This is a genomic window from Polynucleobacter sp. MWH-HuK1 (genome assembly GCF_018881815.1).
In the GTDB taxonomy this organism is placed as follows: Bacteria; Pseudomonadota; Gammaproteobacteria; order Burkholderiales; family Burkholderiaceae; genus Polynucleobacter.
Genome location: NZ_JACVPP010000001.1, coordinates 632,958 through 658,830, shown reverse-complemented (window position 1 = coordinate 658,830; position 25,873 = coordinate 632,958). Strand labels below are relative to the sequence as shown.

The window sequence follows — 25,873 nt, the reverse complement described above, 5'->3', positions numbered from 1 at the left end:
TATGGATCTCGCTGCCTTTCAAAGTATCCTCACCGTTCAAAACATTACTGTGTTTGTGTTGGCCATTTTTGTTGGCTATCACGTAGTTTGGAACGTTACCCCAGCATTGCATACGCCTCTAATGGCTGTAACTAATGCAATCTCCGGCATCATCATTGTTGGCGCATTACTTCAAACTGAGGTAATCGATGGCGATGAAATCACACTCACCAGCATTATTGGTGCGATCGCAGTATTCCTCGCTTCAATTAATATTTTTGGTGGCTTTATGGTCACCCGTCGCATGCTTGAAATGTTCAAGAAAAAAGCCCCTAAGGCTGATGCGGCTGGAACTAAATAAACCTAGAATAAGACCTATATAGAGACCAAAACTATGTCAAACATAACCGCTATTTCTTATCTCATTTCATCGGTGTTATTCATCCTCGCTTTGCGTGGCCTGTCTTCACCAACCACCTCACGCCAGGGTAATACCTTCGGCATGATTGGTATGTTGCTTGCTGTCATCACGACTTTTATGATTCCAGACTTCAAGCCTGTATTTTCATTAATCATTGCTGCAATCGTTGGTGGCGCCGTTATTGGAACCATTGCCGCCAAGCGCGTGCAAATGACTAAGATGCCTGAGTTGGTAGCTCTAATGCACTCCTTTGTAGGTTTGTCAGCTGTATTGATCGCGATTGCCGCGGTATTCAATCCAGCACATGACCATACTGGCGCTCAAAAGATTGAGCTCTTTATTGGCGCGTTTATCGGTGCCATTACCTTTACTGCGTCGGTTATTGCATTCGGTAAGTTATCCGGTAAGGTCAGCGGCAAGCCAGTAAGTTTTTCCGGTCAACATTTACTCAATCTGCTTTTGGCGATCTCAATGGTTGGCGCTGGTATCTCCTACTACATGGGTGATAGCCACGCAGCTTTCTTGGCAATGTGCGCCATCGCCTTGGTACTGGGTGTAACTTTGATCATCCCTATTGGCGGTGCCGATATGCCAGTTGTTGTATCGATGCTCAATAGTTACTCTGGTTGGGCAGCTGCAGGTATTGGCTTTACTTTGAATAACCCCGTGTTGATTATTGCAGGCGCTTGCGTAGGCTCATCTGGCGCTATTTTGTCTTACATTATGTGTAAGGCGATGAACCGCTCTATATTGGCTGTATTGCTCGGCGGCTTTGGTGCAGAAGCTGCTGCAGGTGGTGGTGATGACGGCGGCCCTAAGAATTACAAAACAGGATCACCTGAAGATGCTGCTTTCCTTATGGAGAACGCTGACACTGTGATCATCGTTCCAGGCTATGGCTTGGCAGTGGCTCGTGCTCAACACGCTCTGAAAGAATTAACTGAGAAGCTAACCCACCATGGCGTGACTGTGAAATACGCTATTCACCCAGTTGCCGGTCGTATGCCTGGTCATATGAACGTTCTCTTAGCTGAAGCTGAAGTTCCATACGATCAAGTGTTCGAGATGGAAGATATAAACAGTGATTTTGGTCAAGCTGACGTGGTCTTGGTGCTTGGTGCTAACGACGTTGTTAACCCAGCAGCGCGCACTCCAGGTAGCCCAATTTTTGGTATGCCGATCTTGGAAGCGTTTAAAGCTAAAACCATCATCGTAAACAAGCGCTCAATGGCAGCTGGTTATGCTGGCCTAGATAACGAACTCTTCTACATGGATAAAACCATGATGGTCTTCGGTGATGCGAAGAAGGTCGTTGAAGACATGGTGAAGGCGGTTGAATAAGCTCAACCTCTAAAACTATTTATAAAAAAACCGCCTTCGGGCGGTTTTTTATTTGACCAAACAATCTACATTGGCGAAAAAAACGCCTGGTCTTCTGAACCAGGCGTTTTTGTTTCTACAGCAAGATAGCTGGAGAGGTGGGGCAATTACATCATACCGCCCATACCACCCATACCACCCATACCACCCATATCAGGCATACCGCCGCCAGCAGACTCATCCTTTGGCGCCTCAGAAATAGCGCAATCAGTCGTCAACAAGAGGCCGGCAACAGAAGCTGCATTTACCAGTGCAGTTTTAGTTACCTTAGTTGGGTCAATAACACCTTGTGCAACGAGGTCACCGTATTCACCGGTAGCTGCGTTGTAGCCGTTGTTGCCTTTGCTTTCTTGAACAGCATTAACAACCACACCTGCGTCTTCACCAGCATTGCTAACAATGGTGCGTAATGGCTCTTGCATAGCGCGCAATACGATGCTGATACCAGCATCTTGATCAGCGTTATCGCCTTTCAATCCCTTGATACCTTGCATTGCACGAATCAATGCTACGCCGCCGCCAGGAACAATACCTTCTTCAACGGCTGCACGAGTTGCATGTAATGCGTCATCTACACGAGCTTTCTTCTCTTTCATTTCTACTTCAGTAGCAGCGCCAACACGAATCACTGCAACACCACCAGCTAACTTAGCTACACGCTCTTGCAATTTTTCTTTGTCGTAGTCGCTAGTCGCCTCCTCAATCTGAACACGAATGTTCTTCACGCGAGCTTCAATAGCTTTAGCATCGCCAGCACCGTCAATAATGATGGTATTTTCTTTACCTACTTCTATACGCTTAGCTTGACCTAAGTGCTCAAGAGTTGTTTTTTCGAGTGTGAGGCCGATTTCTTCAGCGATTACAGTGCCGCCAGTCAAAATTGCGATGTCTTCCAACATGGCTTTACGACGATCACCAAAACCAGGAGCCTTAACAGCACAGGTTTTGATAATGCCGCGGATGTTGTTCACAACCAAAGTTGCCAAGGCTTCACCTTCAACATCTTCCGCAATGATCAACAGTGGACGACCAGATTTTGCTACTTGCTCAAGTACTGGGAGCAAATCACGGATGTTGGCAATCTTCTTGTCAAACAAGAGAATGTATGGGCTTTCCAATACGGCAACTTGTTTTTCTGGTTGATTGATGAAATATGGAGAGAGGTAGCCGCGGTCAAACTGCATACCTTCAACTACTTCAAGCTCATCTTCCAAAGACTTACCATCTTCAACAGTAATAACGCCTTCTTTACCTACTTTCTCCATCGCTTCTGCAATACGCTGTCCAATGCTGTGGTCGCTGTTTGCAGAGATAGAACCTACTTGAGCGATTTCTTTAGTGGTTGTGCATGGCTTGCTGATTTTTGCAAGCTCTTCGATTGCAGCTGTAACAGCCTTATCGATGCCACGCTTCAAGTCCATTGGGTTATGGCCTGAAACTACATATTTCATACCTTCGCGAACGATTGACTGAGCCAAAACAGTAGCGGTAGTTGTACCGTCACCAGCGATGTCAGCAGTTTTGGAAGCTACTTCCTTAACCATCTGCGCACCCATGTTCTGGAGCTTGTCTTTGAGTTCGATTTCTTTTGCAACAGATACACCGTCTTTAGTGATTGTTGGTCCACCGAATGAACGCTCGATCACCACGTTGCGACCTTTAGGTCCCAAAGTTGTTTTCACTGCATTAGCAAGAATATTTACGCCTTCGACCATCTTGGTGCGGGCGCTATCTCCAAATACAACGTCTTTTGCTGCCATGATTAAATTCCTCTCTTAAATACCGAAATTACTTCTGTACAACAGCCATGATGTCGTCTTCACGCATCACGATGAGTTCTTCGCTGTCAACTTTTACTGTTTGACCTGCATATTTACCAAACAAAACGCGATCACCAACTTTGACGTCAAGTGCGTTTAATTTGCCGCTGTCATCACGTTTGCCTGGGCCTACCGCCAAAACTTCACCTTGATCAGGTTTTTCTGCGGCAGCGTCAGGAATGATGATTCCGGAAGCAGTTTTTGATTCTTGATCTAAACGCTTGATGATTACGCGATCATGTAAGGGACGCAAATTCATCTCTTCTCCTATGTTAGTAAGTGTTAACTAATTAAATAAACTATATAAATCAATAATTTACAATCTCATTACATGGAGTTTTAGGGCGATCTACTGATAAATCACCTTTTTAGCACTCGCATGCAGGGAGTGCTGATTATATAGGTCCCATTCCCAGTATTTCAAGGGCGACTAAACATAAATTCTTTAAGGGTTTGACAGCTTTTTATAATGGGGACAGGCTGGTAGGGCGATTCCTACAGATAAATCAGCCTAAAGCCCTTACCGCTCCAATCCGTCCTGCCTAGACTGGATAGTCACCGATTGGAGAATGCTGATGAGCCCGAAATCCCGGCTGTACACGCTTGTAAAGGCATGGAAGAACAAGCCCTTCCACGAAGTACGAGACGCCTGTGGCGACCCCTGGCTTGGCCTTAGTAGCCAAGCTCTTGAAGAACACCAATCCTGGTCTAAGCGACAAGCGATTAGCCATGAGCCCATTTTTAACTGCAAGGGAACAAAACTGACAGGATCTTTATTTAGACCATTGCTAGATGCATCAGATCTACAGCTACTGCGCCTTTTTATGGAAGGTCTGGATACCATTTCATACTGGTATCGCAGCGGTCGCTTTATTCCTGGAATCCTGCCAATGCCAATCAATGCCTTATCCTCAAGCAGCTATGTTGATGCAATGAGTGAATTGATTTTGAATTCCCGCCTACCAGTTGGCCTAATAGTCATTGGAATGCAATCTGTCCCAGACTCTACCAATGTTGATTGTTGTAAAGAAGGTTTGCTTCGCTTACGAAGGCTGGGCGTCTTGCTGCATTTCTTAAATTTCTGCGGTAGTGCTGAAGAATTACATTGGATTACAGATATGCAGTTGGAAGGGGTGCATATTGATACGAGAGCGCTTCGTAAGCATGATTTAGCAAGTGATGTGCTATCCCAGTTAAGACAATCACCTTTCTCACCCACACAAATTTATGCGGCCAACATTGGCTTAGTACAAGATTTAAAAATTGCATCTGCCCTTATTGCAGATCATGCATATGGAGGACTGATGATGGCGCCAGTCAGTCGCCATCAAATGCTTCAAATAAACGATAGCCGTATCGCTAAAGCCATTTTTTCGCTGCACCCTCATCAACACCCAAACCAAAACGGAGACAAGTAATGAGAAAACGCGTGATGTTGGTAGATGACCATCCAGCAATGCTGATGGCTCTTAAAAGTATGTTGCAAGACCAGCTGTTATTTGAGATTGCAGGGCAAGCCCAAAATGGAGAGGAATGCCTCAGGTCTATGAAAGAGGTTAACCCCAATATGGTGATTTTGGATCTGGACATGCCCAAGACCGATGGATTTGATGTCATTCGTCGGATTGGACTAATGTACCCCGATGTGCGCATGCTGGTTCTCTCCAGCATGGATGAGGCAGTCTATGGTGGGAGAGTTCGCTCATTGGGTGGCCATGGCTTTGTCAATAAAACAGCAGGAGCGGATGTCATTTTGGCCGCCTGCGTAGCTATATCTCAAGGTTATAACTTTTTCACTCATGGCAAAAATGGCAATAGCTCATTAAGTGATAACGATAAATTGGCGTTGATTTCTGATCGCGAGCTTCAGGTGATGAAATACCTTGGCAAAGGCAACACCAATCAACAGATATCTGACATGTTGCACATCAGCAATAAAACGGTCGCCACTTATAAGACAAGAGTATTTGACAAACTAGGTATCAACAATATTGCCGACCTTATTTTGTTCTGCCGTATGAACAATATCATCGAAAGCTAAAGCAATATGCGTCGATCCATTACTCGCATTGCTTTTTTTATATTATTCAATGGGTTCATAAGTAATTCTTATGCTACTTTGCTGAGCCCAGGTGAGCAAGAATGGATCGATGCCAATCCTGTAGTTCGTTTTAGCATTCATGAAAAATATGCCCCTTACCTAGATTCAAATGAGAATGGTGAAGCCGGCGTTTTTCATAGAATCTTGAACAAACTCAGTGAATTTACTAAGCAGGAATTTCTGCCCAGATGGCGCAAGAGTGATCAAGAAGGATTGCAACAACTCGCTAGCGGGGAAGTAGACTTCATTATTGATCCACCAACTCTAGATGATGAATACCTAAGGTTTGGCTCCTTATCAGAGGCAATTTTTTGGGGTCATGACGCAATACTGACAAAGCGCTCAGAAAGTAATGCGCCCATTGAACCAATCAATATTGCTTACTTCGATCGTGGCTATGAAAACCCGCCATCGCCATCCCATGCGCAATCCAGACTTTCTAGTAACGCCGAAAAATTAATCTTTGATCTACTCAAAAATGATATCGAAGCTCTCGTCTTACCGGCTCGCCTTGCACAACAAATCATTCAGAAAGTTAACGGCCAGAAATTGCAATTAAATGGCTTATATAGAAGAGAGCCATTTGAATACCGCTGGCTTATCGCTCATCAGAGCCATGCTTTACATGCTGTGCTTGGGGGCTTTCTGGATAACTTAGACCCAATGGAATCACGTAATTTATTTGCCCTTCATTCAAATGATGTATGGGGAGACAGAAGCAAGTCTAATTACCCGCAAATGAACTGGATTTCAGTATTGGCAGCCTTACTGGGTGGAGCTTTTTTGCTTTGGTACATAAAAAGAAAAAATCAAATACATTCTCACCAAACTGAAAGACTCATGAATTCTAAAGAGCTTGCCGAAAAAGCGAATGCTGCAAAGTCTTCATTTCTGGCTACGATGAGCCATGAAATTCGTACGCCCATGAATGCCATCTTGGGAGTGCAGGAGCTCTTGCTAAATAGCCCACTCCCAAATAATGAAAAAGCATTGCTCAAAAGTGCCCACTCATCAGCAGAGTCACTGCTAGGCATTCTTAATCAAGTTTTAGATCTTTCCAAAATTGAAGCGGGTAAGCTAACCCTTAATTTAGAGCCTTGCTGTCTCAATACTCTCATCGACGATATCGATTCCGCATTTTCAACAGTTGCTCAGATCCAAAATCTCACCCTTCACACCACTAAAGACCCTCGGGTTGCCCAAGTATTAATGATTGATGCACTCAGGCTAAGGCAAATCCTGCAAAACCTCATTAGTAATGCGATCAAATTTACTGAGCGTGGAGAGATTTATTTCTCCATTAGTGTGTTGGCAGATGACCATGCGGGGCAGTTGATTGAGTTTCGAGTGATTGATACCGGCGTTGGCATGGGAGCCGAGGATATTGAGATCGCATTACAAGCATTCGAGCAAATTCCGGGCACGAGCGAGCAGCATAAAGGAACCGGTCTTGGACTTACCATTACCAATCATCTGGTCACCTCAATGGGCAGTCAGCTTTATTTTGATAGCGCCCCAGGATATGGCAGCAATATTCATTTTTGCGTAGCATTTCCTCGCACTAGCATTGCTGCGCCTGGACAAGTGCCGACTAATGGTAAAGCTCATCAGTCAAGAAGACTGGTTTCTAAAAGCTCCAACAATTCAAACCGCACTTTACGAGCCTTAGTAGTTGAGGATCATCCAGCTAGCAGGCAAGTTATTTCCTTGCAATTAGGGGCGCTTGGAATTGAGGTGAAAGTATGCGATAACGCGCATACCGCTCTAGATTTAATTACCCAGACCAATTTCGATCTCCTATTAACCGATCAATCCATTCCGGGAATGCAAGGATCAGAACTAGCTAAGCAAATTCGCGATCTAGGGCATCGTGATCTCATCATCATTGGTGTTACCGCAGATATTTATGCGCTGGATTCACGCCACCAGTTTTTTTCAGCTGGTATGAATAGCGTTCTAATCAAACCGCTCAGTCTCATGGCCCTAGAAAACGAATTGACTCGCTATTTTTCAACTCAGGAAGTGACTGAAAAAATCAACCCGGAAGTTTGCAGCGATGGATATTCATTTGATGCATTTGTAGGTCTGCTAAGAGATAACCAAAGCCATATTTTGGTGATATTGGATGAGATCAAGAAAGTACATGATGAAGCTCTTGAGATATTGGAAGGTAAACAATGTGATGAGGTGACTTTCAGCAGTCTTGTCCATAAGGTAAAAGGTGGCGCCCAACTGCTCAGCGCTAGATCATTTACTCAGGCCTGTGTCGACCTTGAGCAAGCGGGCGATTTAAACCTCAAGATCTCTACGTTTATTGAATTACTCCTACATCAAAATCAAGTTATTGCGGGCTACAAGTCAAAGTATTCAAAACCCTAAACCTTCAAGAGGTACCCCTTCCTACAAGGTGGGTTTATCCTATGAGGAATGCACTCATATCTACTTCGTTACCCGACTTTTTTAATAGCAGCCCTCTTTTGGGTTACCAACCTCAGCGCAGCCGCTCACAATGCTGCGCTAATAGATATTCCCAAATCGGTAACCAGCAGTCTTGAGCGCAATCAAATCCCCAAAGATGCCATCAGCATCTCGGTAATAGAGATCGAGGCTGGACGCCCAGGTAAGCATATTGCCAAAAATATACTGGGTTGGCGTCCCGAGGTAGTCATGAACCCAGCCTCAACAATGAAGCTGCTAACAACGCTGAGTGGTTTGGATATATTGGGACCCCAATATCGTTGGCGCACTAATATTTATACGGATGGGATTATTCGTCAGGGAGTCTTGAAGGGTAATTTATATTTACAAGGTACGGGTGATCCAAAACTCATCCCCGAAGAGCTCGCCAAGATGATGAAAGAGCTACAAAATCTTGGTATTCAGAAGATTGATGGTAATTTGTTTTTTGACCGCAGTGCTTATGCACCGAGCGTGATGGAGCACAACACGATTGATGGCGAATCTTTACGTGCTTATAACGTTCCACCGGATCCATTGCTGTATGCCTTTCGTACCCTCTCCTTTCAATTGGGTAAGTCACGCACTGCGGACTTTATTGATATCAGTTACACACCAGCGCTATCGCAACTGCGGGTTGCAAATCAAATGCGGTTAGTAGATCGTCCTTGCGATAACTGGAAAAGCAATATTGGTTTTAAATTAGATCCGGAAGAAATCGGTAATACCGATCAAGCCTTAACTGCACAGTTTTCAGGAGCTTTCCCAAGTTCTTGCAAAGGCGTGAACTTCAACATCGTTGCTTTGGATGCTAATACCTTCTTAACCCAAGGCTTTGCAGCTGCCTGGGAATTGGCTGGTGGCACTTGGGCTAAACCGCCTATTGGAAAGGATGGCAACGTTCCGCTTGCGGCTCGTCTCTTACTGCAATTTGAGGGCATCAAGCTAGCCGATGATGTCTTAGACATTAATAAATATTCGAATAATGTCATGGCGCGTCAAGTTCTGTTAACGCTTGCCTTAGAAAAAATGGGTAAACCAGCAACAACTGCCAATGGTGATTTAGTAATTCAGAGTTGGCTCAAGCAAAACGGTTTGAACTTTACGGACTTAGTTATCGAAAATGGTTCTGGACTATCTCGCAATGAGGCCATCTCTGCAGGGCAAATGAATCAACTTCTCTTGACCGCCCGCAATCTTCCAGTGGCAGAGTTTTTTTACAACAGCCTCCCGATAGCGGGAACTGACGGTACTATGCGCAATCGTTTGCTAGGCGAACTTCGTAAGTTTTTACATCTCAAGAAAAAGCCTGAGGCCAGAATCAAGACTGGCTCATTGGAAGATGTCCGCGCAATTTCAGGTTACGTTTTGAGTAAATCTGGAAAGCTGTACGCTGTGACTTCCTTTATTAACCACCCCAATGCCTGGAGAGGTCTTGAAGCACATGATCAGCTACTGACATGGCTACTAGAGGATGGTCCAGAACCAAAGCACGCTCGTTGAAGTCGATCTCTTACTCCATCCCACTCCTCACCAGCTGGTGGCTCTGGAAACAAAATGAGATCCCAACCTTGCTGATCTAGATCCCGTAAGGAACGATATAGACGACTTGCAAAAGCACTGCTATCACTAGGCACTTCAACTTCTTCAAAGTGAGCAGATGGATGACCATCTTCACTTAAAGAAGATTCTGAATCCCATACAGCTACTGCAACGCGGGATTTAATATCCGGAAACTCACTCAAAGCATCCAAGATTCGGCCTGGAGCATACAAACGCAAAGGTGTAGTTGGGGCGTAATGCGCCTTGAGACTTCCAGACACCTTAGGAAGATCTTCTGTCGGTTCATTTGCTTTTAGATCGCCGGGTAGATAGACCTTGATGCCCGTCTTGGCGAAGATCTCACTTGGTGTAATAGCACCCGGCCTGAGTAGTATTGCTTTATCGCCAGAAGACAAATCAATAATGGTTGACTCTATCCCAACCTCGCAATCACCGCCGTCCAAAATCATCAAATCGAGCATACCTTCAAATTCATGGCGAACATCTGAAGCACTGGTTGGCGAAACCTTACCAAAACGATTGGCTGATGGCGCTACAACGCCACCTTTAAATTTGCGCAACAACTCTTGAGCAATTGGATGGGCGGGCGCACGAATCGCTACCGTATCTTGGCCGCCAGTCAAATCTGTCAAAACGCTTTTATCCTTCTTAAAGACCAGCGTTAATGGTCCCGGCCAAAATGTATTGATTAGTTTTAAGGCTTCTTCCGATACATCTCTTGCCCAACTAGACAGTATCGGCACCCAATCCACATGAGTCTGATCAAACCTATCCGGTGCGGCCAAGTGAACAATTAAAGGATGGTTTGAGGGGCGACCCTTGGCGACAAATATCTTTTTAATGGCTTCAGAATTTTTAGCATCTGCACCCAACCCGTAAACGGTCTCAGTCGGAAAGGCGACTAAACCACCATCACGCAATGTTTGTACTGCTTCGTTAATTACTGCAGCAGACTGCAGGCTACTGTCGCTGGACATTTCTAGGGCTCTATCCCTAATTCAGTGGCAACGGCTGCACAATTTTGGCGCGCTTCATTCAGGGCTTCGCCCAGGCAATTGATATGACCCATTTTTCTACCCATGCGAGGCTCAGACTTTCCATACAAATGCAATTTAGCATCAGGATGAGCTAGCACTTTATTCCAAGCGGGTTCTTTTGGCTGATCTTCGCTACCTTCAAACCAAAGATCACCTAATAAGTTCAGCATTGATACGGGCGCTAACTGTCGCGCATCACCCAAGGGCAGACGAGCCATTGCTCTTACTTGTTGCTCAAATTGACTGCTAACACAAGCATCCATCGTGTAGTGACCGGAATTATGTGGGCGAGGGGCGATTTCATTAGCGACGATATCGCCATTCTTAAGAACAAAGAACTCAACGCAAAGCACGCCGACGTAGTCAATCTTTCGAATAAGTGCTTTTGCCGCTTCCACAATTTTTTTCTCTTGCGCGGGCTTTAGTGATGGCGCTGGCACAGTAGAGGTATGCAAAATTCCATCACGGTGTATATTTTGCGAAACTGGATAAGCAACCACCGCATCATCATATCCGCGCACAACTAAAGCAGACACTTCAAAATCTAACTCCATGCGCTTTTCTAATACACAAGGAACTTTGCTTAATTCCGCCCAGGCTGCCGGCAATTCCGCTGCTGTGTAAAGAGTAATTTGACCTTTACCGTCATAACCCATACGAGCTGTTTTTAATATTCCAGGGAATAATTCAGCAGGAATGTGAGCAATATCAGCATCATGCTCAACAACAGCATACGGAGCTGGGCCAATATTCGTTTCGGATTTCCAGGTAGCTAGAAACTTTTTCTCAGCTACTCGATTTTGTGCCAAAGAAACGCAACTGCTACGTGGCGCAACAAATACTCCAAGGGCCTCCAACTCATCTAATGCCTGCGCTGGAACATTCTCAAACTCAGTGCTTACTGATGGGCAAAGAGCAGCCATCTCTTTTAAAGCGACGGAGTTAGTGTAGTCAGCTTGAATAAACTTTTCGGCTATAGAGCCTGCGGGACTATCAGAGCCAGGGTCTAAAACACAAACCTTGTAGCCCATAGCTTGGGCAGCCTGGGTAAACATGCGCCCCAATTGTCCGCCGCCTAAAATTCCTAAATACGAACCCGGCAAAATGGGTTCCATGCGATCTGCCATGTAATTAATATCCCGGCAAATTCATTGAACGTGCGGTATCAGACTGTTTCGCACGGAAATCTTCCAAACGCTTAGCTAAATCCGCATCGTGCAAAGCCAAACCAGCAATAACATGCAAGGCGGCATTAGCCGCACCAGCCTCACCAATTGCAAAAGTGGCAACCGGAATACCTTTAGGCATCTGCACGATTGAATATAAAGAATCTTCGCCACGTAAATATTTGCTGGCTACTGGCACGCCATAAACAGGAACAATTGTTTTGGATGCAAGCATACCTGGTAAATGCGCCGCACCACCTGCACCAGCAATAATGGCTTGCAAGCCATTGGCTTGTGCTTTTTCAGCATACTGGAACATATCGTCTGGCATACGGTGTGCGGAGAGCACTTTAGCTTCATGAGCGACATCAAATTGCTCAAGCATTTGAGCGGCGTGCTGCATGGTGTCCCAATCTGAGTTGGAACCCATTACTATTCCGACAATTGGCTTCTTGCTCATTTACCTCTCCAAATACCTTCAATTTTTCCCGAGTATCTCATTATCCTCGAGTTAACCCTGCTCAGTTAGCCTGGTTAAGGCCTCGCGATACTTTTGTGCAGTCTTTTCAATGACGTCAGCCGGCAATTGCGGTGCAGGGGCTGTTTTCGGCCATAACTTGCCATCCACCATCGCAGTTTCTAGCCAATCACGAACAAACTGCTTATCATATGAAGGTGGGTTGGAGCCTACATAGTAGGTCTCAGCAGGCCAGAATCTGGAAGAATCGGCAGTTAGAATCTCATCCATCAACACTAGTTGATCGTTAGTATCTAAGCCAAACTCAAACTTAGTATCAGCAATGATGATGCCGCGAGTAGCTGCGTACTCAGATGCTTCTTTATACAAACGAATACTCACTTCGCGAATTTGATTGGCTAATTTTTCACCAATAAGCTCAACTACTTTCTCAAATGAAATATTCTCATCATGCTCACCCACTTCAGCTTTAGCTGCTGGGGTAAAAATAGGTTCAGGTAATTTTTGAGCATTTTCTAAGCCAGCTGGCAATGCAATTCCGCAAACCTTGCCGGTTTCTTTGTAGTCTTTCCAACCGCTACCAGCTAAATAGCCGCGCACCACTGCTTCAACCAAAATAGGCTTCAAGCGTTTAGCTACTACTGCACGGCCTTTAACTTGGTTTACCTCATCTGCAGCCACTACAGTAGCTGGATCAATGCCTGTTAAGTGATTTGGTATTACAGAAGCTAACTTATCAAACCAAAAATTAGCCATTTGATTCAGAACTACGCCCTTCTCGGGAATAGGCTCGCCCATCACCACATCAAACGCAGAGAGGCGATCGGTCGTAATCATTAATAGCTTGTCATCATCTAGCGCGTAGACATCGCGTACCTTGCCTTTAGAAAGCAAAGGCAATGACTTAATAGAGGTTGCATACAAAGCGGCCATATTTAAATCACTTAACAATTTGAGTTAATTTACCGCTCTTATATAGCTCAGCCATCTTCTCTAAAGAGATCGGCTTAATTTTGGATGCTTGACCAGCAGAACCAAAAGCTTGGAAACGGGCAATGCATACTTTCTTAGCGGCTTCACGAGCTGGTTTCAAATAATCACGTGGATCAAACTTAGATGGGTTCTCAATAAAGTAACGACGGATTGCACCAGTCATTGCCAGACGAATATCTGTATCAATATTGATCTTACGAACACCATTCTTGATGCCCTCTTGAATCTCTTCAACAGGAACACCGTAAGTTTCTTTCATGTCGCCACCAAACTCACGAATCTCAGCAAGCAATTCTTGCGGGACGCTAGAAGAACCGTGCATCACCAGGTGAGTATTTGGAATACGTGCATGAATTTCTTTAATGCGATCGATTGCCAAAATATCGCCTGTAGGCTTTTTGCTGAACTTATATGCACCATGGCTGGTACCAATTGCAATTGCCAAAGCATCACACTGAGTTGCCTTCACAAAATCAGCTGCTTGCTCAACATCAGTCAACAACTGTTCACGAGTCATTTTACCGTCAGCACCATGACCATCTTCTTTGTCGCCCTGCATTGTCTCGAGCGAGCCTAATACGCCCAACTCTGCCTCGACAGTAACTCCAATAGAGTGAGAGAACTTCACCACTTCTTTGGAGACGTCTACGTTGTATTCATAGCTAGCCACTGTTTTGCCGTCAGCTTCTAATGAACCATCCATCATTACACTCGTAAAGCCACTCTTAATTGCTGCCATACAAACTGCAGGGCTTTGACCATGATCTTGATGCATTACCACTGGAATATGTGGATAAGCTTCAACTGCGGCAGAGATTAAGTGACGCAAAAACGCTTCGCCTGCGTATTTACGCGCACCTGCAGATGCTTGCATGATGACTGGAGAATCAGCCTCATTTGCCGCCTCCATAATTGCCGTCACTTGCTCCAAGTTATTAACGTTAAATGCTGGTAGGCCATAACCATTCTCAGCTGCGTGATCCAAGAGTTGTCTTAAAGATACTAAAGCCATGATGTTCTCTTAATAAATAGTAATGAGGTTTAAAAATAAATCGTTTAGTTAAAGATGTGAATTACTTCACATGAATAATTTTGAGAGTATTGGTTCCACCAGGCTCGCCCATTGGCTCACCAGAGGTCAGCACCACGGCATCACCCTTCTTGACTGCGCCCACTTTTTTCAGGCATGCCTCCACCTCTTGTAATGCAGTGTCGCGATCTTTGGTGTAGTCCAAGCCGATTGGGGTCACATTGCGATAAGTACTTAATGCACGTTGTGTAGCAATCTTAGAGGTCAAAGCAAAAATAGGTACATGAATATTGTGACGACTCATCCAGATCGCAGTTGAACCTGAGTCAGTCAAAGCTGCAATGGCGTTCGCATTTAAATGATGGGCCGTAAACAGAGCTCCAAGAGCAATCGTTTGATCAATGCGGGTGAAAGTTTGATCCAAAAAGTCGGTATCGAGCTTCACACGATCCGACTTCTCAGCTTCTATACAAATTTCTGCCATTGCCTTAATGGTCTGAACTGGGTACATACCTGCAGCTGATTCAGCAGATAACATCACAGCATCAGTACCATCCAACACTGCATTCGCAACGTCGCTTACCTCAGCGCGCGTTGGAACTGGAGCGTTAATCATGGACTCCATCATCTGCGTAGCAGTAATCGTAAATTTATCCGCCTCTCGCGCCCAAGCAATCATGCGTTTTTGCAGAGCAGGTACAGCAGCATTGCCGACTTCAATTGCTAAATCACCGCGCGCAACCATGATGCCGTCGCTCTCAGCAATAATGCTTTTGAGGGCTTCAGGTTCAATCGCTTCTGCCCGCTCTACCTTCGCAATCGTTCTCACCTTACCAACGCCATACTTGGCGCTAGCAGCATCTGCGAGCTTACGGGCATAGGCCATATCAGCGCCGTCTTTAGGAAAACTAATTGCCAAGAAATCTACGCCCATGGCAATAGCAGCATCTAAGTCAGCGATATCTTTTTCAGTCAGGGCGGGAGCAGTTAAACCGCCACCTGCACGATTAATACCCTTGTTATTAGAGAGTGGCCCACCTTGTTCAACAACGGTAAAAATCTCTCCGCCTTTAACACTCTCAACGGTAAGAACAACAAGGCCGTCGTTCAACAAAAGGCGATCACCTGGTTTTACATCACCCGGCAATTCTTTGTAATCAAGACCAACCTTAGTTTGATCGCCTAGCTCACAAGCTACATCGAGAGTAAATTTGTCACCCTCTTTAAGCAAAATTTTGTTTTCTGCAAACTTTCCAACACGGATTTTTGGGCCCTGTAAGTCAGCCATGATACCGACTTCTTTGCCAGCTTCCGCAGAGATGGTTCGCACTAAATCATGTCGCGCCTTATGGTCGGCCACAGTGCCGTGAGAGAAATTCATCCGCACCACATCAACGCCGGCACGAATCATGTCACGCAACACTTCAGGCTTTTCTGAGGCAGGTCCTAGGGTTGCAATGATCTTTGTTGCTCTCAACATATTTAGTCTTTCGCTCTTTCGGCAAGTACTGCAAAGGCTGGCAAGGTTTTACCTTCAAGGAACTCCAAGAAAGCGCCACCGCCAGTAGAGATGTAATCCACTTGATTCTCAATACCGTACTTCGCGATAGCTGCCAATGTATCGCCACCACCAGCAATAGAAAAGGCAGGCGAATGTGCAATAGCTGCTGCCAACATTTTGGTGCCGCCACCAAACTGATCTATTTCAAAAACTCCCAATGGGCCATTCCAAACAATCGTGCCTGCATGAGCAAGCATGATTGATAATCGCGCTGCAGTCTTTGGACCAATATCCAAAATCATGTCGTCTTCTGCGACCTGATCTGCAGGCACGCGATTTGCACGAGCCAATGGAGACAGTTCATTTGCGACAACAACATCCTCCGGAATGGGAACGTGAGCACCACGCTTTTCCATGATCTCCATGATCTCTCTGGCTTCTTTCACTAAATCGGGTTCAGCAAGGGATTTACCAATAGGCAAACCTTTAGCCAACATAAAGGTATTAGCAATACCACCGCCGACAATCAGCTCATCAACTTTTTCTGACAGAGCCTTAAGGATAGTGAGCTTAGAGGAAACTTTAGAACCTGCTACGATCGCTACCAAAGGGCGCTTCGGACTTGCCAATGCGCGACTCAACGCATCTAGCTCTGCAGCCATCAAAGGACCAGCGCAAGCTATAGGAGCAAACTTTGCCACACCATGAGTGGTTGCTTCTGCGCGATGAGCAGTACCAAATGCATCGTTAACATAAACATCACACAATGCAGCAATCTTTTTTGCTAATTCGTCGTTGTTCTTTTTTTCGCCTAGATTCAGACGACAGTTCTCTAGCAATACCAGCTCTCCTGGATTTACCTCAAAGCCGCCATTCACCCACTCGCTAATTAAAGGAACTTTGCGATTCAGCAGACTCGCAATTCGGTCAGCAACAGGAGCCAAACTATCTTCCGGCTTAAATTCACCCTCGGTTGGGCGACCTAAATGAGAAGTCACCATAACCGCTGCCCCGGCATCCAAACACATCTGCACAGCAGGCATTGACGCCCGAATTCGAGTGTCTTCAGTAATATTTCCAGCCTCGTCCTGGGGGACATTCAGATCGGCACGGATAAGAACCCGCTTGCCCTTTAATTGGCCTGATTGGGCTAATTCGCTTAAACGCTTAACTTTAAATAAGGATTCCGGCATGTGTTTTGGCAAAAATGATGGTTTATGGGGAATACTCCATTCTAAAGGCTTCGACCCAATTACCCCAGTGATCAGAGCCGACAGACTGCGTTGCCTGCTCTACAATAAGAACTTAAACGCATTCTGGGCTGAAAGACCGATATCTACCAGTCTGATGCCTTGCCGAAACCACTTTTATAGATACTTAATAGACACAAAAAGGTAAAGAAAATGTCGATGTCCGACCGCGATGGCTTTATTTGGACTGATGGGAAGCTGATTCCTTGGCGTGATGCCAATATTCACGTGTTAACACACAGCCTACACTACGGCATGGGCGTATTTGAGGGCATTCGGGCCTATAAAACCCCTCAAGGAACCGCTATTTTCCGCCTTCCAGAGCATGTAAAACGCCTGTTTAATGGAACCAAGATCTTCCAAATGAACATGCCGTATAGCCCTGAAGAGGTTACCAAGGGCATTATCGACACCGTAAACAGCAATAAGCTAGAAGCGTGCTATATCCGCCCAATTATCTTTATTGGCTCCCAAAAGCTGGGAATCTCCCCAAAAGGGAACAGCATTCATGCCTCAATCGCCGCCTGGGAATGGGGTGCTTACTTGGGTGAAGATGGCCTAAACAAGGGAATTCGCGTAAAAACCTCTTCTTTTACCCGCCACTTTGTTAACTCATCCCTAGTCCGCGCTAAAGCCTCTGGTTACTACATCAACTCCATTTTGGCTAATCAAGAGGTAACAGCAAATGGATATGACGAAGCTTTATTGCTTGACACCGAAGGTTATGTTTCTGAAGGTTCTGGTGAAAACATTTTTATGGTGAGCGATGGCATTGTTTACACACCAGATCTGGCTTCTTGCTTAGATGGCATCACGCGTGACTCCATCATTGAGATTGTGAAAGACCTAGGTCTAGAGTTGCGTGAGAAACGCATCACTCGTGACGAAATCTACTCTGCCGATGAAGCATTCTTCACCGGCACTGCTGCTGAAGTAACTCCAATTCGCGAATTAGACGATCGCACTATTGGCGATGGTAAACGTGGTCCGATCACTGAAAAAATTCAGAAGACCTATTTCGATGCGGTTTACGGCAGAAACGACAAATACAAATCTTGGCTCACCTACGTAAAGTAACTTCAGTAATTAGGAATAGCATATGACTCAAGCTCAAGTTGTGATGGTGGATGGCAAAGACTTGCCGTTACATTGCCCCACCAATAAAACACCAGCATGGAACTCACATCCACGCGTTTTCTTGGACATTACCAAAACCGGCGAAGCGAAGTGCCCTTATTGCGGCGCAGAATATAAGCTCATTCCCGGCACTGAGCCACACGGTCACTAAGCCTTATCAGCGCCTACTAGTGAGGCGCTGAGTCGGGATACATTACATGCAAGGTATTCTGATCATCGCCCCAAATTGGATTGGGGATGCAGTAATGACACAGCCTTTACTTGCGTCTCTCAAAGCACAATATCCAGAATCAAAAATTGATGTACTTGCCAGCACTTGGGTTGCTCCAATCTATCGCGCCTGTTCTGAAGTGCATGACGTCATCGAAGCAAAGTTTGAACACAAACAACTGCAATGGGGCTTACGGAAAGAGTTAGCCAATAAGCTTGCAGCAAAAAAGTATCAGGCTTGTTTTGTACTTCCCAATAGCTATAAATCAGCTCTCATCCCTTGGCTTGCCAATATCCCTTTCCGAATTGGTTATCGCGGTGAGTTACGCTTTGGCTTAATTAACTTAGCACTGGATAATCCAAGCAAAGTAAATAGACCGCCCATGGTTGAGCACTACCTTGCGCTGAGTCAGCTTTTAAATAACGAGCAAGCTTCACCAACCACCGGTAATCTCACGCCCAAGTTAAATGTATCTGCCGTAGCTGCCGACTCAGTACAAGCAAAATTAAAAAATATTCATATTGATCAAGCAAATATTTATGTAATGTGCCCTGGCGCAGAGTATGGCCCAACTAAACGTTGGCCAACTAGCAACTTTGCGGAGTTGGCACAAAGCATTGTTACAAATAACCCAACTAATCAAATCATCCTTTTGGGCAGCAAAGGTGATTACGCTCTCTCCCAAGAAATCGAAGCTAAAGCCAGGCGGGATAGTCATATCCATAACTGGTGTGGCGACACCTCTCTTGATGAAGCAATTGCCCTAATTGGCATGAGTAAAACGGTCATTAGTAATGATTCTGGCTTAATGCATATTGCGGCGGCCCTCAAAACCCCTCAAGTCGCTATTTTTGGATCAAGCGATCCCGCTCATACACCACCACTGTCCGACAAAGCCAAAGTCATTTGGCTAAACCTACCTTGCAGCCCATGCCATAAGAGAGAGTGCCCCCTAGGTCACCTCAAGTGCTTAAATGACATAGTGCCAGCACAGGTATTGGCTACACTGAATACATTACCGTCTTAACCCAGGAAAAGTAAGCTATGCCTAAACTTGCCAGACTATTTCAAAATGCAGATGATGTCGTTGAGGCATGGCGGGATGCGCTAAGCCATCGTGACGTGCAAAGTGCTTTGGATATTTGGCTGGATGACGATTCCATTACTTGTGTTCTTCCTGAGGGACATCGCTTAACTGGACATGCAGAAATTCGTGATGGCTTGGAGCGACTGCTTGCAAAGCAACCACTATTCCTTGAACCTATAGCATGTATTAGCCACTCCGTTCTTGGCGCTGCCGTATATGACACTACTGAAGCTGTTCATTTACGAGCAGATCAAGTTGAAGCAGAATTTTTTCTCAACATCACATTGGTGCTTCTACAAGACAACCAGGGATGGCGTATTGCGCATTTACACGCAAGCCACTCCACTGAAGACACTTTCGACGCACCCTCTACACCACACGGCTTGCACTAAACGCTATGGATGATCAAGTACTTCGGTCACTAATGAAGTGGCCAAATGTGCCTGATTGCTTTGGTTGGCTCGCACTAGATCGTCGCGGCCAATGGCGGATGCGCGATGAGTTTGCCCAACAAAATCGTCTTCCAGGGCAAGTTATTCAACATGTTGCTCTCAATGACTTTATTGCCCGAAATTATGCATGCGATGAACTCGGCAGGTATTTTTTTCAAAATGGTCCGCAGCGTGTCTTTGTTACTCTAGATGCCACCCCTTTGATTGCACGCATCATTCCTAATGATCAGGGCAATCAATTTCTTACTCAATGTCATAAGGTCATTGAGCCAGATTCAGCCCTAAGCGATGAAAACGGCAATATTTATATTGTTGGAAAAGTCGATCAAATATTCTATGACAGTAGCAATTTAAATAAACAGTTTCTCAAAAGAGAAACTCAAGCAATTGCCCTTTTGCATGATCACGATCTAGATCATTTTTCTGAGCTAGCTAAACTCCGCGAAGAAGCCTGTAGTTTTGGGGGATCCTGGACTTGGCAAGGAAAGCAGCTTCCACTAGACCCCATACATTCCCAAGAGTTAGCTACACGCTTTCATTACCAAACTACGCCACAACCTTAGCCGGGAGCTTGCTTACCCTGCTCCTTGAGCTCATCTTGATATTGCCTTTGCATTTCACGCAAACGAGCATCAATACTGGAGCCCTGGTAAAAATCAGCCCCACCAGCAGAACGAGCAATACGAAGTTGTTCAATTGCTGAAGGCCAAGCCCCCTCAAGGGCATATTTTTCGCCAAGTGCGTAATGACGCATGGGTACATTACCTGCCTGATCGTAAGACTTGGACAATAAATTCCACCATACAATTTCATTGGGCTGAGATCTGGCTCGAGCTTTTAGCCAAGTGATCGCATCATTAGTGCGGCCTAGTTTTAGTTCAGCATTAATCATTGCCGCGCCTGCTGCATAAGATTGTGGATATGCACGCAAAGTAGCCTGAGCAATTTGAAGCGCCTCTTCACTTTTACCTTTAGCCAAAGCTAATTCAGAAGCGGTAATATCCAAAGACAGGCTCTGTCTTTGGATAGGCGAGCCTGGGGCGCTTGCCTTCTGAGCTAAGTTACGAGCTTGCTGAAGATTAGATTCGGCTTGATCAATTTTTCCTTGACGCTGAGCGATCAGAGCTAAGCCATAGAATCCCTCTATCTGTTTTCCAATTTGAGGCTGCTTACTCAAGCCATCAAAAGTATTCTTTAAGTCGTATAAGCCACTCGAACTTCCAGCTTGTTCCATGCGCGCCCGCGCCTTGATGAAATAAAACTCAACGGAACTGGGCACGTTGCGTGTTACCACAGTCCGCGCCCGATCTTGCATATCGGCAATACGATCTGTTGTTAAGGGGTGGGTGCGTACGTAGGCAGGAACACCTTTATCCATAATGCCGGTGGCCTTTTGTAAGCGCTGGAAAAAGCCCGGCGCTCCATTTACATCATAACCACTAGCCTCCAAAATCTGAAAGCCAATACGATCAGCCTCACGCTCTGCATCTCTCGAATAAGAGAGTTGATTATTGATGGCAGCCGCTTGACCGCCCTGCATAAGGCCCGCTGCAGCTTGTGGATTGCGTGACATTGCCAATGCACCAAGCACCATGCCAGCGATCGCAATCATCGTATTGGTAGTCTGCTTATCCATCTGACGAGCTAGGTGGCGCTGTAATACGTGGCCCGTTTCGTGCCCCATGACTGAAGCCACCTCAGAATCAGACTCTGCACTCACAATCAAGCCAGTATGAAAACCAATAAATCCTCCGGGTAATGCAAAGGCATTAATACTGCTATCTTTAACAGCAAACACTTCGAAGTTATACGCTCCGCTACCCTGCTCGTTTGCGCCACCAAGCTGCAATTTTTTTGCAGCCTGTAGCAAGCGACGTTCCATCTGATTTAGAAAATCATAAAGAGGCAAGTCATTTGAATAATCAGGGTCAGGACGAATCTGGCGCATAATCATTTCGCCATATTTGCGCTCGTCCACTCGACTTAACGCATCACCACCTGGATCACCCATGTCCGGCAAAACAATCGTTGGCTGACTTCGCAAAGCGCTTCGTGTTGGAGCATTAGCTGGACGCGCGTCGGGCGACTGCATGGCCCTGCCAATATTCTGAATAGCAGCAGAATTACCCTCTACGGAAACATCCCCAGCAGAAGTTGCCGCACATACAGGAAGCCCAGAGAAAGTCAGCCCCAACATTAGCCAAACGGCCAAAGTACGGCGCAAAAATATGGTTTTTGGATCTGACTTTATGTCTTGCATCTCTATATGGTAAAACTTATCCCATGAACAAACTAACTCATTTTGATGCCAGCGGGCAAGCCCACATGGTAAACGTTGGCGACAAGCCTAACACCCATCGCATCGCCGTAGCTACCGGCAAGATCAACATGCTTCCCGAAACCTTCAAAATGGTTGAGGCTGGTACCCATAAAAAGGGTGATGTCCTAGGCATCGCCAGAATTGCAGGTATTCAGGCATCCAAGAAAACGTCAGACCTGATTCCTCTTTGCCACCCATTGGCCCTTACCCACGTTAGCCTAGAGTTTCAAAGCGATCCCCAAGACAGCAGCATCACCTGCCAAGTGAGGGCTGAAACTACAGGACAAACTGGCGTAGAAATGGAAGCCCTCACCGCAGTCCAAGTTGCCCTACTCACAATCTACGATATGTGTAAAGCAGTTGACCGAGGAATGGTAATGGGTGACGTGAAGTTGCTTGAGAAGAGTGGCGGCAAATCTGGGGAGTGGGTTGCGGGGAAGTAAACGCTAACCCAAGAAGCATCCAACACATGTAACTTTAAGTCTTGTCCAAATCTTGTCCAAATGAAGGATAAGAAATGGCATCAATTCGATTTAGAAGTAACAAGTGGCAAGCAAGAGTCTCTCGCAAAGGAGAGCAGTCCTTAGTCAAAACATTCCAATCTAAAGAAGATGCCGAACGCTGGGCAAGAAGCGTTGAGGTGGAATGGGACAAGGGAACATATACCAACATTCACCAAGCCCAGAAGACTGCTTTTGGCGAACTCATCGAGCGCTACCTACGTGAAGTTACTCCACTGATGCGTGGAGCTAAAGCAGACTCTATTCGCCTCAAAGCCATCATGCGAAAGCCAATTGCTAAAGAAAATATGGCAACGCTCACATCACACAAGATTGCCAAGTACCGTGACCAACGCTTACTCGAGATTAAGCCCAGCACCGTTGTGCGTGAGCTATCCTACTTTTCCTCAATCATTAACCATGCCCGCAGAGAATGGGGTTTAAACATCCCTAATCCTGTTTTGGGAGTGCGGAGACCAGCGCAACCACAAGGCAGGAATCGGGTACTTACCTATGATGAGGAGAGAATTCTGCTCGAAGCATGCACCCCGATAGCCAACCGTAACATTTATACTAAGCCGTTTGTCATCATCGCCATTGAGACTGCGATGCGAAGAGGTGAGATATTGAGCCTTCGTTGGGAGAACATCAATTACCAAACCAGAACAGCCTACCTAGCGCTTACCAAGAATAGTGAGTCTAGAAGGGTTCCACTATCTACAAGAGCCATAGAGACCCTACAGTTACTGCCAAGGAGTATTGATGGAAGAGTATTCCCGATCAACTTTGCAGCCCTAGAAACCAACTTTAAACGGGCTGTAATACGAGCCAAGCTAACTGACTTACGCATCCATGATTTGAGACATACGGCAGCCACCAGACTATCTGAAAAGCTACCAAACTTGCTGGAACTCTCAGCGGTTACTGGACACAAAAGTCTAGCCATGCTCAAGCGTTACTACCATCCAAACGCAGAACAGCTAGCTCTAAAGATCGGATAGCCATTTCGCCAAAATTAAACGAAGCAGCGTAACTGTCTGTATTTATTGATGTTTTCTGAATTTACTCAGAGTTTTCTTCACATAATGGAGGGAAAGAGCAGGTTGATAATAGCTGTTTGAGGCACCCTACTCTTTTTGCTGATATTTCCAGTAGCTACTGAGGAACTGATCATGCTGAGAACCCTGTTGCTGATTCTTCATATAAGTTAAATCTAAGTACATATCATTTGGGTAAGGGTAGAAGACTGGCTCAAAATCAGTCAAAAACTCCTCTGGATCCTTCAGTTGCGGAACTACTCCCAGCACTTCCTCGTAGGCTTCATTCATAGCTATTTGCAATTCAGGTAGATGATGCTCTTGGCAGACAAATGAGTCATGCACAGGCAGGCAGAGAATCCCTTGGCTTAACAATTTCATCATCACCTTTTCGGCTACCTGAGAGTCAATAAATTGATACCGTAGGCCATGACCCTTCCCTTTGATATCTTTTATGATTGGGTGCTTTTTATTGACCCATGCTCCCAACGAAGCCGTATTCATCTCTATCGTTTTAATCTGCCGATTATTTAGCTTAAAGTTACCCCGATCATCATTGATCATGGCATTGATATAAGTCTTAATTACCTTCCTCTTTGATTTATATGGCTCAATGTCCTTGTCATACTCCTTACCGTCAAAACGAAGCCCCAAGTCATATAAGTCACCCTCTGGCAACGGCAAATTAGCCTCTCGGTACATCATCCTTGGATGAAGTTCTGAATAATCTACCTCTACAGTTGGCAAGCCGTTGATAGTGATGTATCTACGATATTCGCTAGGTATGAACTGCCACCAACCCCCGTAAAAACGACCGCCCTTTTGAAAGCTGCCTCTAGAGAAAATTCGCCTTAACTGGACATGGAGATAGTTAAAAATCCGCGGCTTCTTTTTGTTGTCTCCAAAAACTGAATCCAATTGATACTGATCATTTGCCATCTTGGCAATGAGGCCTGCTTCAAGATGATGTTTGTCAATGGATAAACAGATGGCATGCTGGGTAATAAAGCTATTGTAGATTTGGAGATTTTTCCGCCACCTACGTATATCGTTGTTATCCTTAAATTGGCAATAAACTTTTGACTTCGTTTTACGATCAAAGTCCTTAAGGACAATGACATCTCGATGCTTAGGCCCCATTTTTCGCCATACATACTTAGTGCGCTCAAACTCCTGCAAAAGCCTGCCTTTAGCCCGCAACCTAGTCGGAATATTCTCTCCGCCCCAATTTTTTATGCCCTTCTCAAGATCAATCCAGCCAAGAGATTCAAGGGCATCCAACACCCGTAAGACAGCCGTATGACTATATTCAGTCAATTGATGATCTTTACTGCCATAAGCTCCATCACTTTTGGGAACGGCTAATTTACATTGCTTATGCCTACTTCCAAATACTTGATACAGACCTTCGATGATTGAACGAGCAGCAAGTTCGTGAGCAACCAGCATTTTGGCTTGGGGCTTATTTTGCAGCCTTAATCTTGTGAGAAGATGCTCTAAAACAATAGAGATTAACTCCCCGAACATCTGGTCTTCTGGCAAATGAATATATTTCAAATGTAAGTTATACGTCTTATATTGTTTACGCATATTTTTCATTCCGTTCTAACCCGTCAGGTTAAATAACAGTTACCTGTTGAGATCAATAGGTATAAAGCAGGAACAAAAGGAGAGTATTGCTTGGATGACATCTATAGGGTAGCGAATTAATCCGTCAAGAAAGATTTAAAAATCGCTAAACATACAATTAAGCCACTTAAGATTCGATCATCCCCAAATTGATTACAAGCTGTTTTAAAAGCTTAATGCTGGCACTTGTCTCTGCAGATCTTTGACGTTCTGCTTTGGTGCATCCTTTACCTTGATAGTTCCAGTGATCTTGATTTTTTGGAGAAAGCCCGCCATGAAGACGGCAACGGCCATTAAGCATGCCATGCTTCTGGCAATAAGATT

General features: G+C 45.3%; 25 protein-coding genes. 13 read left to right on the top strand and 12 right to left on the bottom strand.

Features of this window, described 5'->3' with window-relative positions; genetic code table 11:
* Nucleotide 1 precedes the first annotated feature (1 nt).
* Nucleotides 2-340: a proton-translocating transhydrogenase family protein gene (locus tag ICE93_RS03500; RefSeq protein WP_216185651.1), complete on the top strand. Its 339-nt coding sequence runs from the start codon at nucleotides 2-4 to the stop codon at nucleotides 338-340.
* A 33-nt stretch (nucleotides 341-373) separates the two neighbouring features.
* The gene (locus ICE93_RS03495; protein WP_216185649.1) at nucleotides 374-1,741 is read left to right on the top strand and encodes an NAD(P)(+) transhydrogenase (Re/Si-specific) subunit beta; all 1,368 of its coding nucleotides are present in this window, start codon (nucleotides 374-376) and stop codon (nucleotides 1,739-1,741) included.
* Between the two features lie 146 nt (nucleotides 1,742-1,887).
* On the opposite strand, the gene groL is transcribed toward ICE93_RS03495, so the two are convergent.
* Nucleotides 1,888-3,540, bottom strand: a complete 1,653-nt coding sequence (gene groL / locus ICE93_RS03490) for a chaperonin GroEL (RefSeq protein WP_216185647.1) — start codon at nucleotides 3,538-3,540, stop codon at nucleotides 1,888-1,890.
* A 28-nt stretch (nucleotides 3,541-3,568) separates the two neighbouring features.
* Entirely contained in the window at nucleotides 3,569-3,859 is a 291-nt protein-coding gene (locus tag ICE93_RS03485; RefSeq protein ID WP_068320934.1) for a co-chaperone GroES, read from the bottom strand.
* A gap of 316 nt (nucleotides 3,860-4,175) precedes the next feature.
* Between ICE93_RS03485 and ICE93_RS03480 the strand changes: the two genes are divergently transcribed.
* From ICE93_RS03480 to dacB, 4 genes are read left to right on the top strand one after another with little or no spacing between them, the layout of a single operon-like run.
* Entirely contained in the window at nucleotides 4,176-5,018 is an 843-nt protein-coding gene (locus ICE93_RS03480) for a diguanylate phosphodiesterase (protein WP_216185645.1), read from the top strand.
* Nucleotides 5,018-5,641 (top strand): response regulator transcription factor, encoded by a 624-nt coding sequence (locus tag ICE93_RS03475; RefSeq protein ID WP_215347694.1) that lies wholly within the window; start codon nucleotides 5,018-5,020, stop codon nucleotides 5,639-5,641. Before ICE93_RS03480 ends, ICE93_RS03475 begins: the two co-directional genes overlap by 1 nt.
* Before the next feature lie 6 nt (nucleotides 5,642-5,647).
* A complete protein-coding gene (locus ICE93_RS03470) occupies nucleotides 5,648-8,080 on the top strand; it encodes an ATP-binding protein (RefSeq protein ID WP_216185643.1) in 2,433 nt (810 codons plus the stop codon).
* A gap of 48 nt (nucleotides 8,081-8,128) precedes the next feature.
* A complete protein-coding gene (gene dacB, locus ICE93_RS03465) occupies nucleotides 8,129-9,661 on the top strand; it encodes a D-alanyl-D-alanine carboxypeptidase/D-alanyl-D-alanine-endopeptidase (protein ID WP_216185641.1) in 1,533 nt (510 codons plus the stop codon).
* Here dacB and ICE93_RS03460 read toward each other — a convergent pair.
* The 7 genes from ICE93_RS03460 to ICE93_RS03430 all read right to left on the bottom strand — a co-directional run bounded on the left by ICE93_RS03460 (nucleotide 9,607) and on the right by ICE93_RS03430 (nucleotide 17,119).
* Nucleotides 9,607-10,698 (bottom strand): L-threonylcarbamoyladenylate synthase, encoded by a 1,092-nt coding sequence (locus ICE93_RS03460; RefSeq protein ID WP_216185639.1) that lies wholly within the window; start codon nucleotides 10,696-10,698, stop codon nucleotides 9,607-9,609. The genes dacB and ICE93_RS03460 overlap by 55 nt on opposite strands.
* A gap of 2 nt (nucleotides 10,699-10,700) precedes the next feature.
* A complete protein-coding gene (locus ICE93_RS03455) occupies nucleotides 10,701-11,885 on the bottom strand; it encodes a 5-(carboxyamino)imidazole ribonucleotide synthase (RefSeq protein ID WP_216185637.1) in 1,185 nt (394 codons plus the stop codon).
* A 4-nt stretch (nucleotides 11,886-11,889) separates the two neighbouring features.
* Nucleotides 11,890-12,384: a 5-(carboxyamino)imidazole ribonucleotide mutase gene (gene purE, locus ICE93_RS03450; RefSeq protein ID WP_216185635.1), complete on the bottom strand. Its 495-nt coding sequence runs from the start codon at nucleotides 12,382-12,384 to the stop codon at nucleotides 11,890-11,892.
* 51 nt (nucleotides 12,385-12,435) lie between these two features.
* Nucleotides 12,436-13,335 carry a phosphoribosylaminoimidazolesuccinocarboxamide synthase gene (locus ICE93_RS03445; protein ID WP_216185633.1) on the bottom strand — a complete coding sequence of 300 codons (900 nt, stop codon included), beginning with the start codon at nucleotides 13,333-13,335 and terminating at the stop codon, nucleotides 12,436-12,438.
* A gap of 7 nt (nucleotides 13,336-13,342) precedes the next feature.
* Nucleotides 13,343-14,407, bottom strand: a complete 1,065-nt coding sequence (fba, locus tag ICE93_RS03440; protein ID WP_215347708.1) for a class II fructose-bisphosphate aldolase — start codon at nucleotides 14,405-14,407, stop codon at nucleotides 13,343-13,345.
* A gap of 61 nt (nucleotides 14,408-14,468) precedes the next feature.
* The gene (pyk, locus tag ICE93_RS03435) at nucleotides 14,469-15,905 is read right to left on the bottom strand and encodes a pyruvate kinase (protein ID WP_216185631.1); all 1,437 of its coding nucleotides are present in this window, start codon (nucleotides 15,903-15,905) and stop codon (nucleotides 14,469-14,471) included.
* A gap of 2 nt (nucleotides 15,906-15,907) precedes the next feature.
* A complete protein-coding gene (locus ICE93_RS03430; RefSeq protein ID WP_216185629.1) occupies nucleotides 15,908-17,119 on the bottom strand; it encodes a phosphoglycerate kinase in 1,212 nt (403 codons plus the stop codon).
* Between the two features lie 210 nt (nucleotides 17,120-17,329).
* Between ICE93_RS03430 and ICE93_RS03425 the strand changes: the two genes are divergently transcribed.
* The 5 genes from ICE93_RS03425 to ICE93_RS03405 are packed head-to-tail and all read left to right on the top strand — an operon-like array spanning nucleotide 17,330 to nucleotide 20,626.
* A complete protein-coding gene (locus ICE93_RS03425; RefSeq protein ID WP_216185627.1) occupies nucleotides 17,330-18,253 on the top strand; it encodes a branched-chain amino acid transaminase in 924 nt (307 codons plus the stop codon).
* A gap of 22 nt (nucleotides 18,254-18,275) precedes the next feature.
* A complete protein-coding gene (locus ICE93_RS03420; RefSeq protein WP_215360214.1) occupies nucleotides 18,276-18,464 on the top strand; it encodes a zinc-finger domain-containing protein in 189 nt (62 codons plus the stop codon).
* A 46-nt stretch (nucleotides 18,465-18,510) separates the two neighbouring features.
* Nucleotides 18,511-19,551, top strand: a complete 1,041-nt coding sequence (waaF, locus tag ICE93_RS03415) for a lipopolysaccharide heptosyltransferase II (protein ID WP_216185625.1) — start codon at nucleotides 18,511-18,513, stop codon at nucleotides 19,549-19,551.
* Nucleotides 19,552-19,568: 17 nt separating this feature from the next.
* On the top strand, nucleotides 19,569-20,003 hold the full coding sequence (locus tag ICE93_RS03410; protein WP_216185623.1) for a nuclear transport factor 2 family protein: 435 nt from the start codon (nucleotides 19,569-19,571) through the stop codon (nucleotides 20,001-20,003).
* 5 nt (nucleotides 20,004-20,008) lie between these two features.
* Nucleotides 20,009-20,626 carry a DUF2946 family protein gene (locus ICE93_RS03405; protein ID WP_216185621.1) on the top strand — a complete coding sequence of 206 codons (618 nt, stop codon included), beginning with the start codon at nucleotides 20,009-20,011 and terminating at the stop codon, nucleotides 20,624-20,626.
* Here the strand turns inward: ICE93_RS03405 and ICE93_RS03400 are convergent.
* Complete coding sequence (locus tag ICE93_RS03400) at nucleotides 20,623-22,323, bottom strand: M48 family metalloprotease (RefSeq protein ID WP_216185619.1); 1,701 nt, start codon at nucleotides 22,321-22,323, stop codon at nucleotides 20,623-20,625. The two genes, ICE93_RS03405 and ICE93_RS03400, sit on opposite strands and share 4 nt — an antisense overlap.
* 23 nt (nucleotides 22,324-22,346) lie before the next feature.
* Here ICE93_RS03400 and moaC point away from each other — a divergent pair, with 23 nt between their 5' ends.
* Together moaC and ICE93_RS03390 are read left to right on the top strand one after the other, a co-directional pair.
* The gene (gene moaC, locus ICE93_RS03395; RefSeq protein WP_216185617.1) at nucleotides 22,347-22,826 is read left to right on the top strand and encodes a cyclic pyranopterin monophosphate synthase MoaC; all 480 of its coding nucleotides are present in this window, start codon (nucleotides 22,347-22,349) and stop codon (nucleotides 22,824-22,826) included.
* A gap of 74 nt (nucleotides 22,827-22,900) precedes the next feature.
* Nucleotides 22,901-23,884 (top strand): site-specific integrase, encoded by a 984-nt coding sequence (locus ICE93_RS03390; RefSeq protein WP_216185615.1) that lies wholly within the window; start codon nucleotides 22,901-22,903, stop codon nucleotides 23,882-23,884.
* Nucleotides 23,885-24,010: 126 nt separating this feature from the next.
* On the opposite strand, the gene ICE93_RS03385 is transcribed toward ICE93_RS03390, so the two are convergent.
* Together ICE93_RS03385 and ICE93_RS11375 are read right to left on the bottom strand one after the other, a co-directional pair.
* Nucleotides 24,011-25,510 carry a hypothetical protein gene (locus tag ICE93_RS03385; protein ID WP_216185613.1) on the bottom strand — a complete coding sequence of 500 codons (1,500 nt, stop codon included), beginning with the start codon at nucleotides 25,508-25,510 and terminating at the stop codon, nucleotides 24,011-24,013.
* Nucleotides 25,511-25,714: 204 nt separating this feature from the next.
* Nucleotides 25,715-25,843, bottom strand: coding sequence for a hypothetical protein (locus ICE93_RS11375; RefSeq protein WP_255554471.1), 129 nt, complete (start codon nucleotides 25,841-25,843; stop codon nucleotides 25,715-25,717).
* Nucleotides 25,844-25,873: the final 30 nt, after the last annotated feature.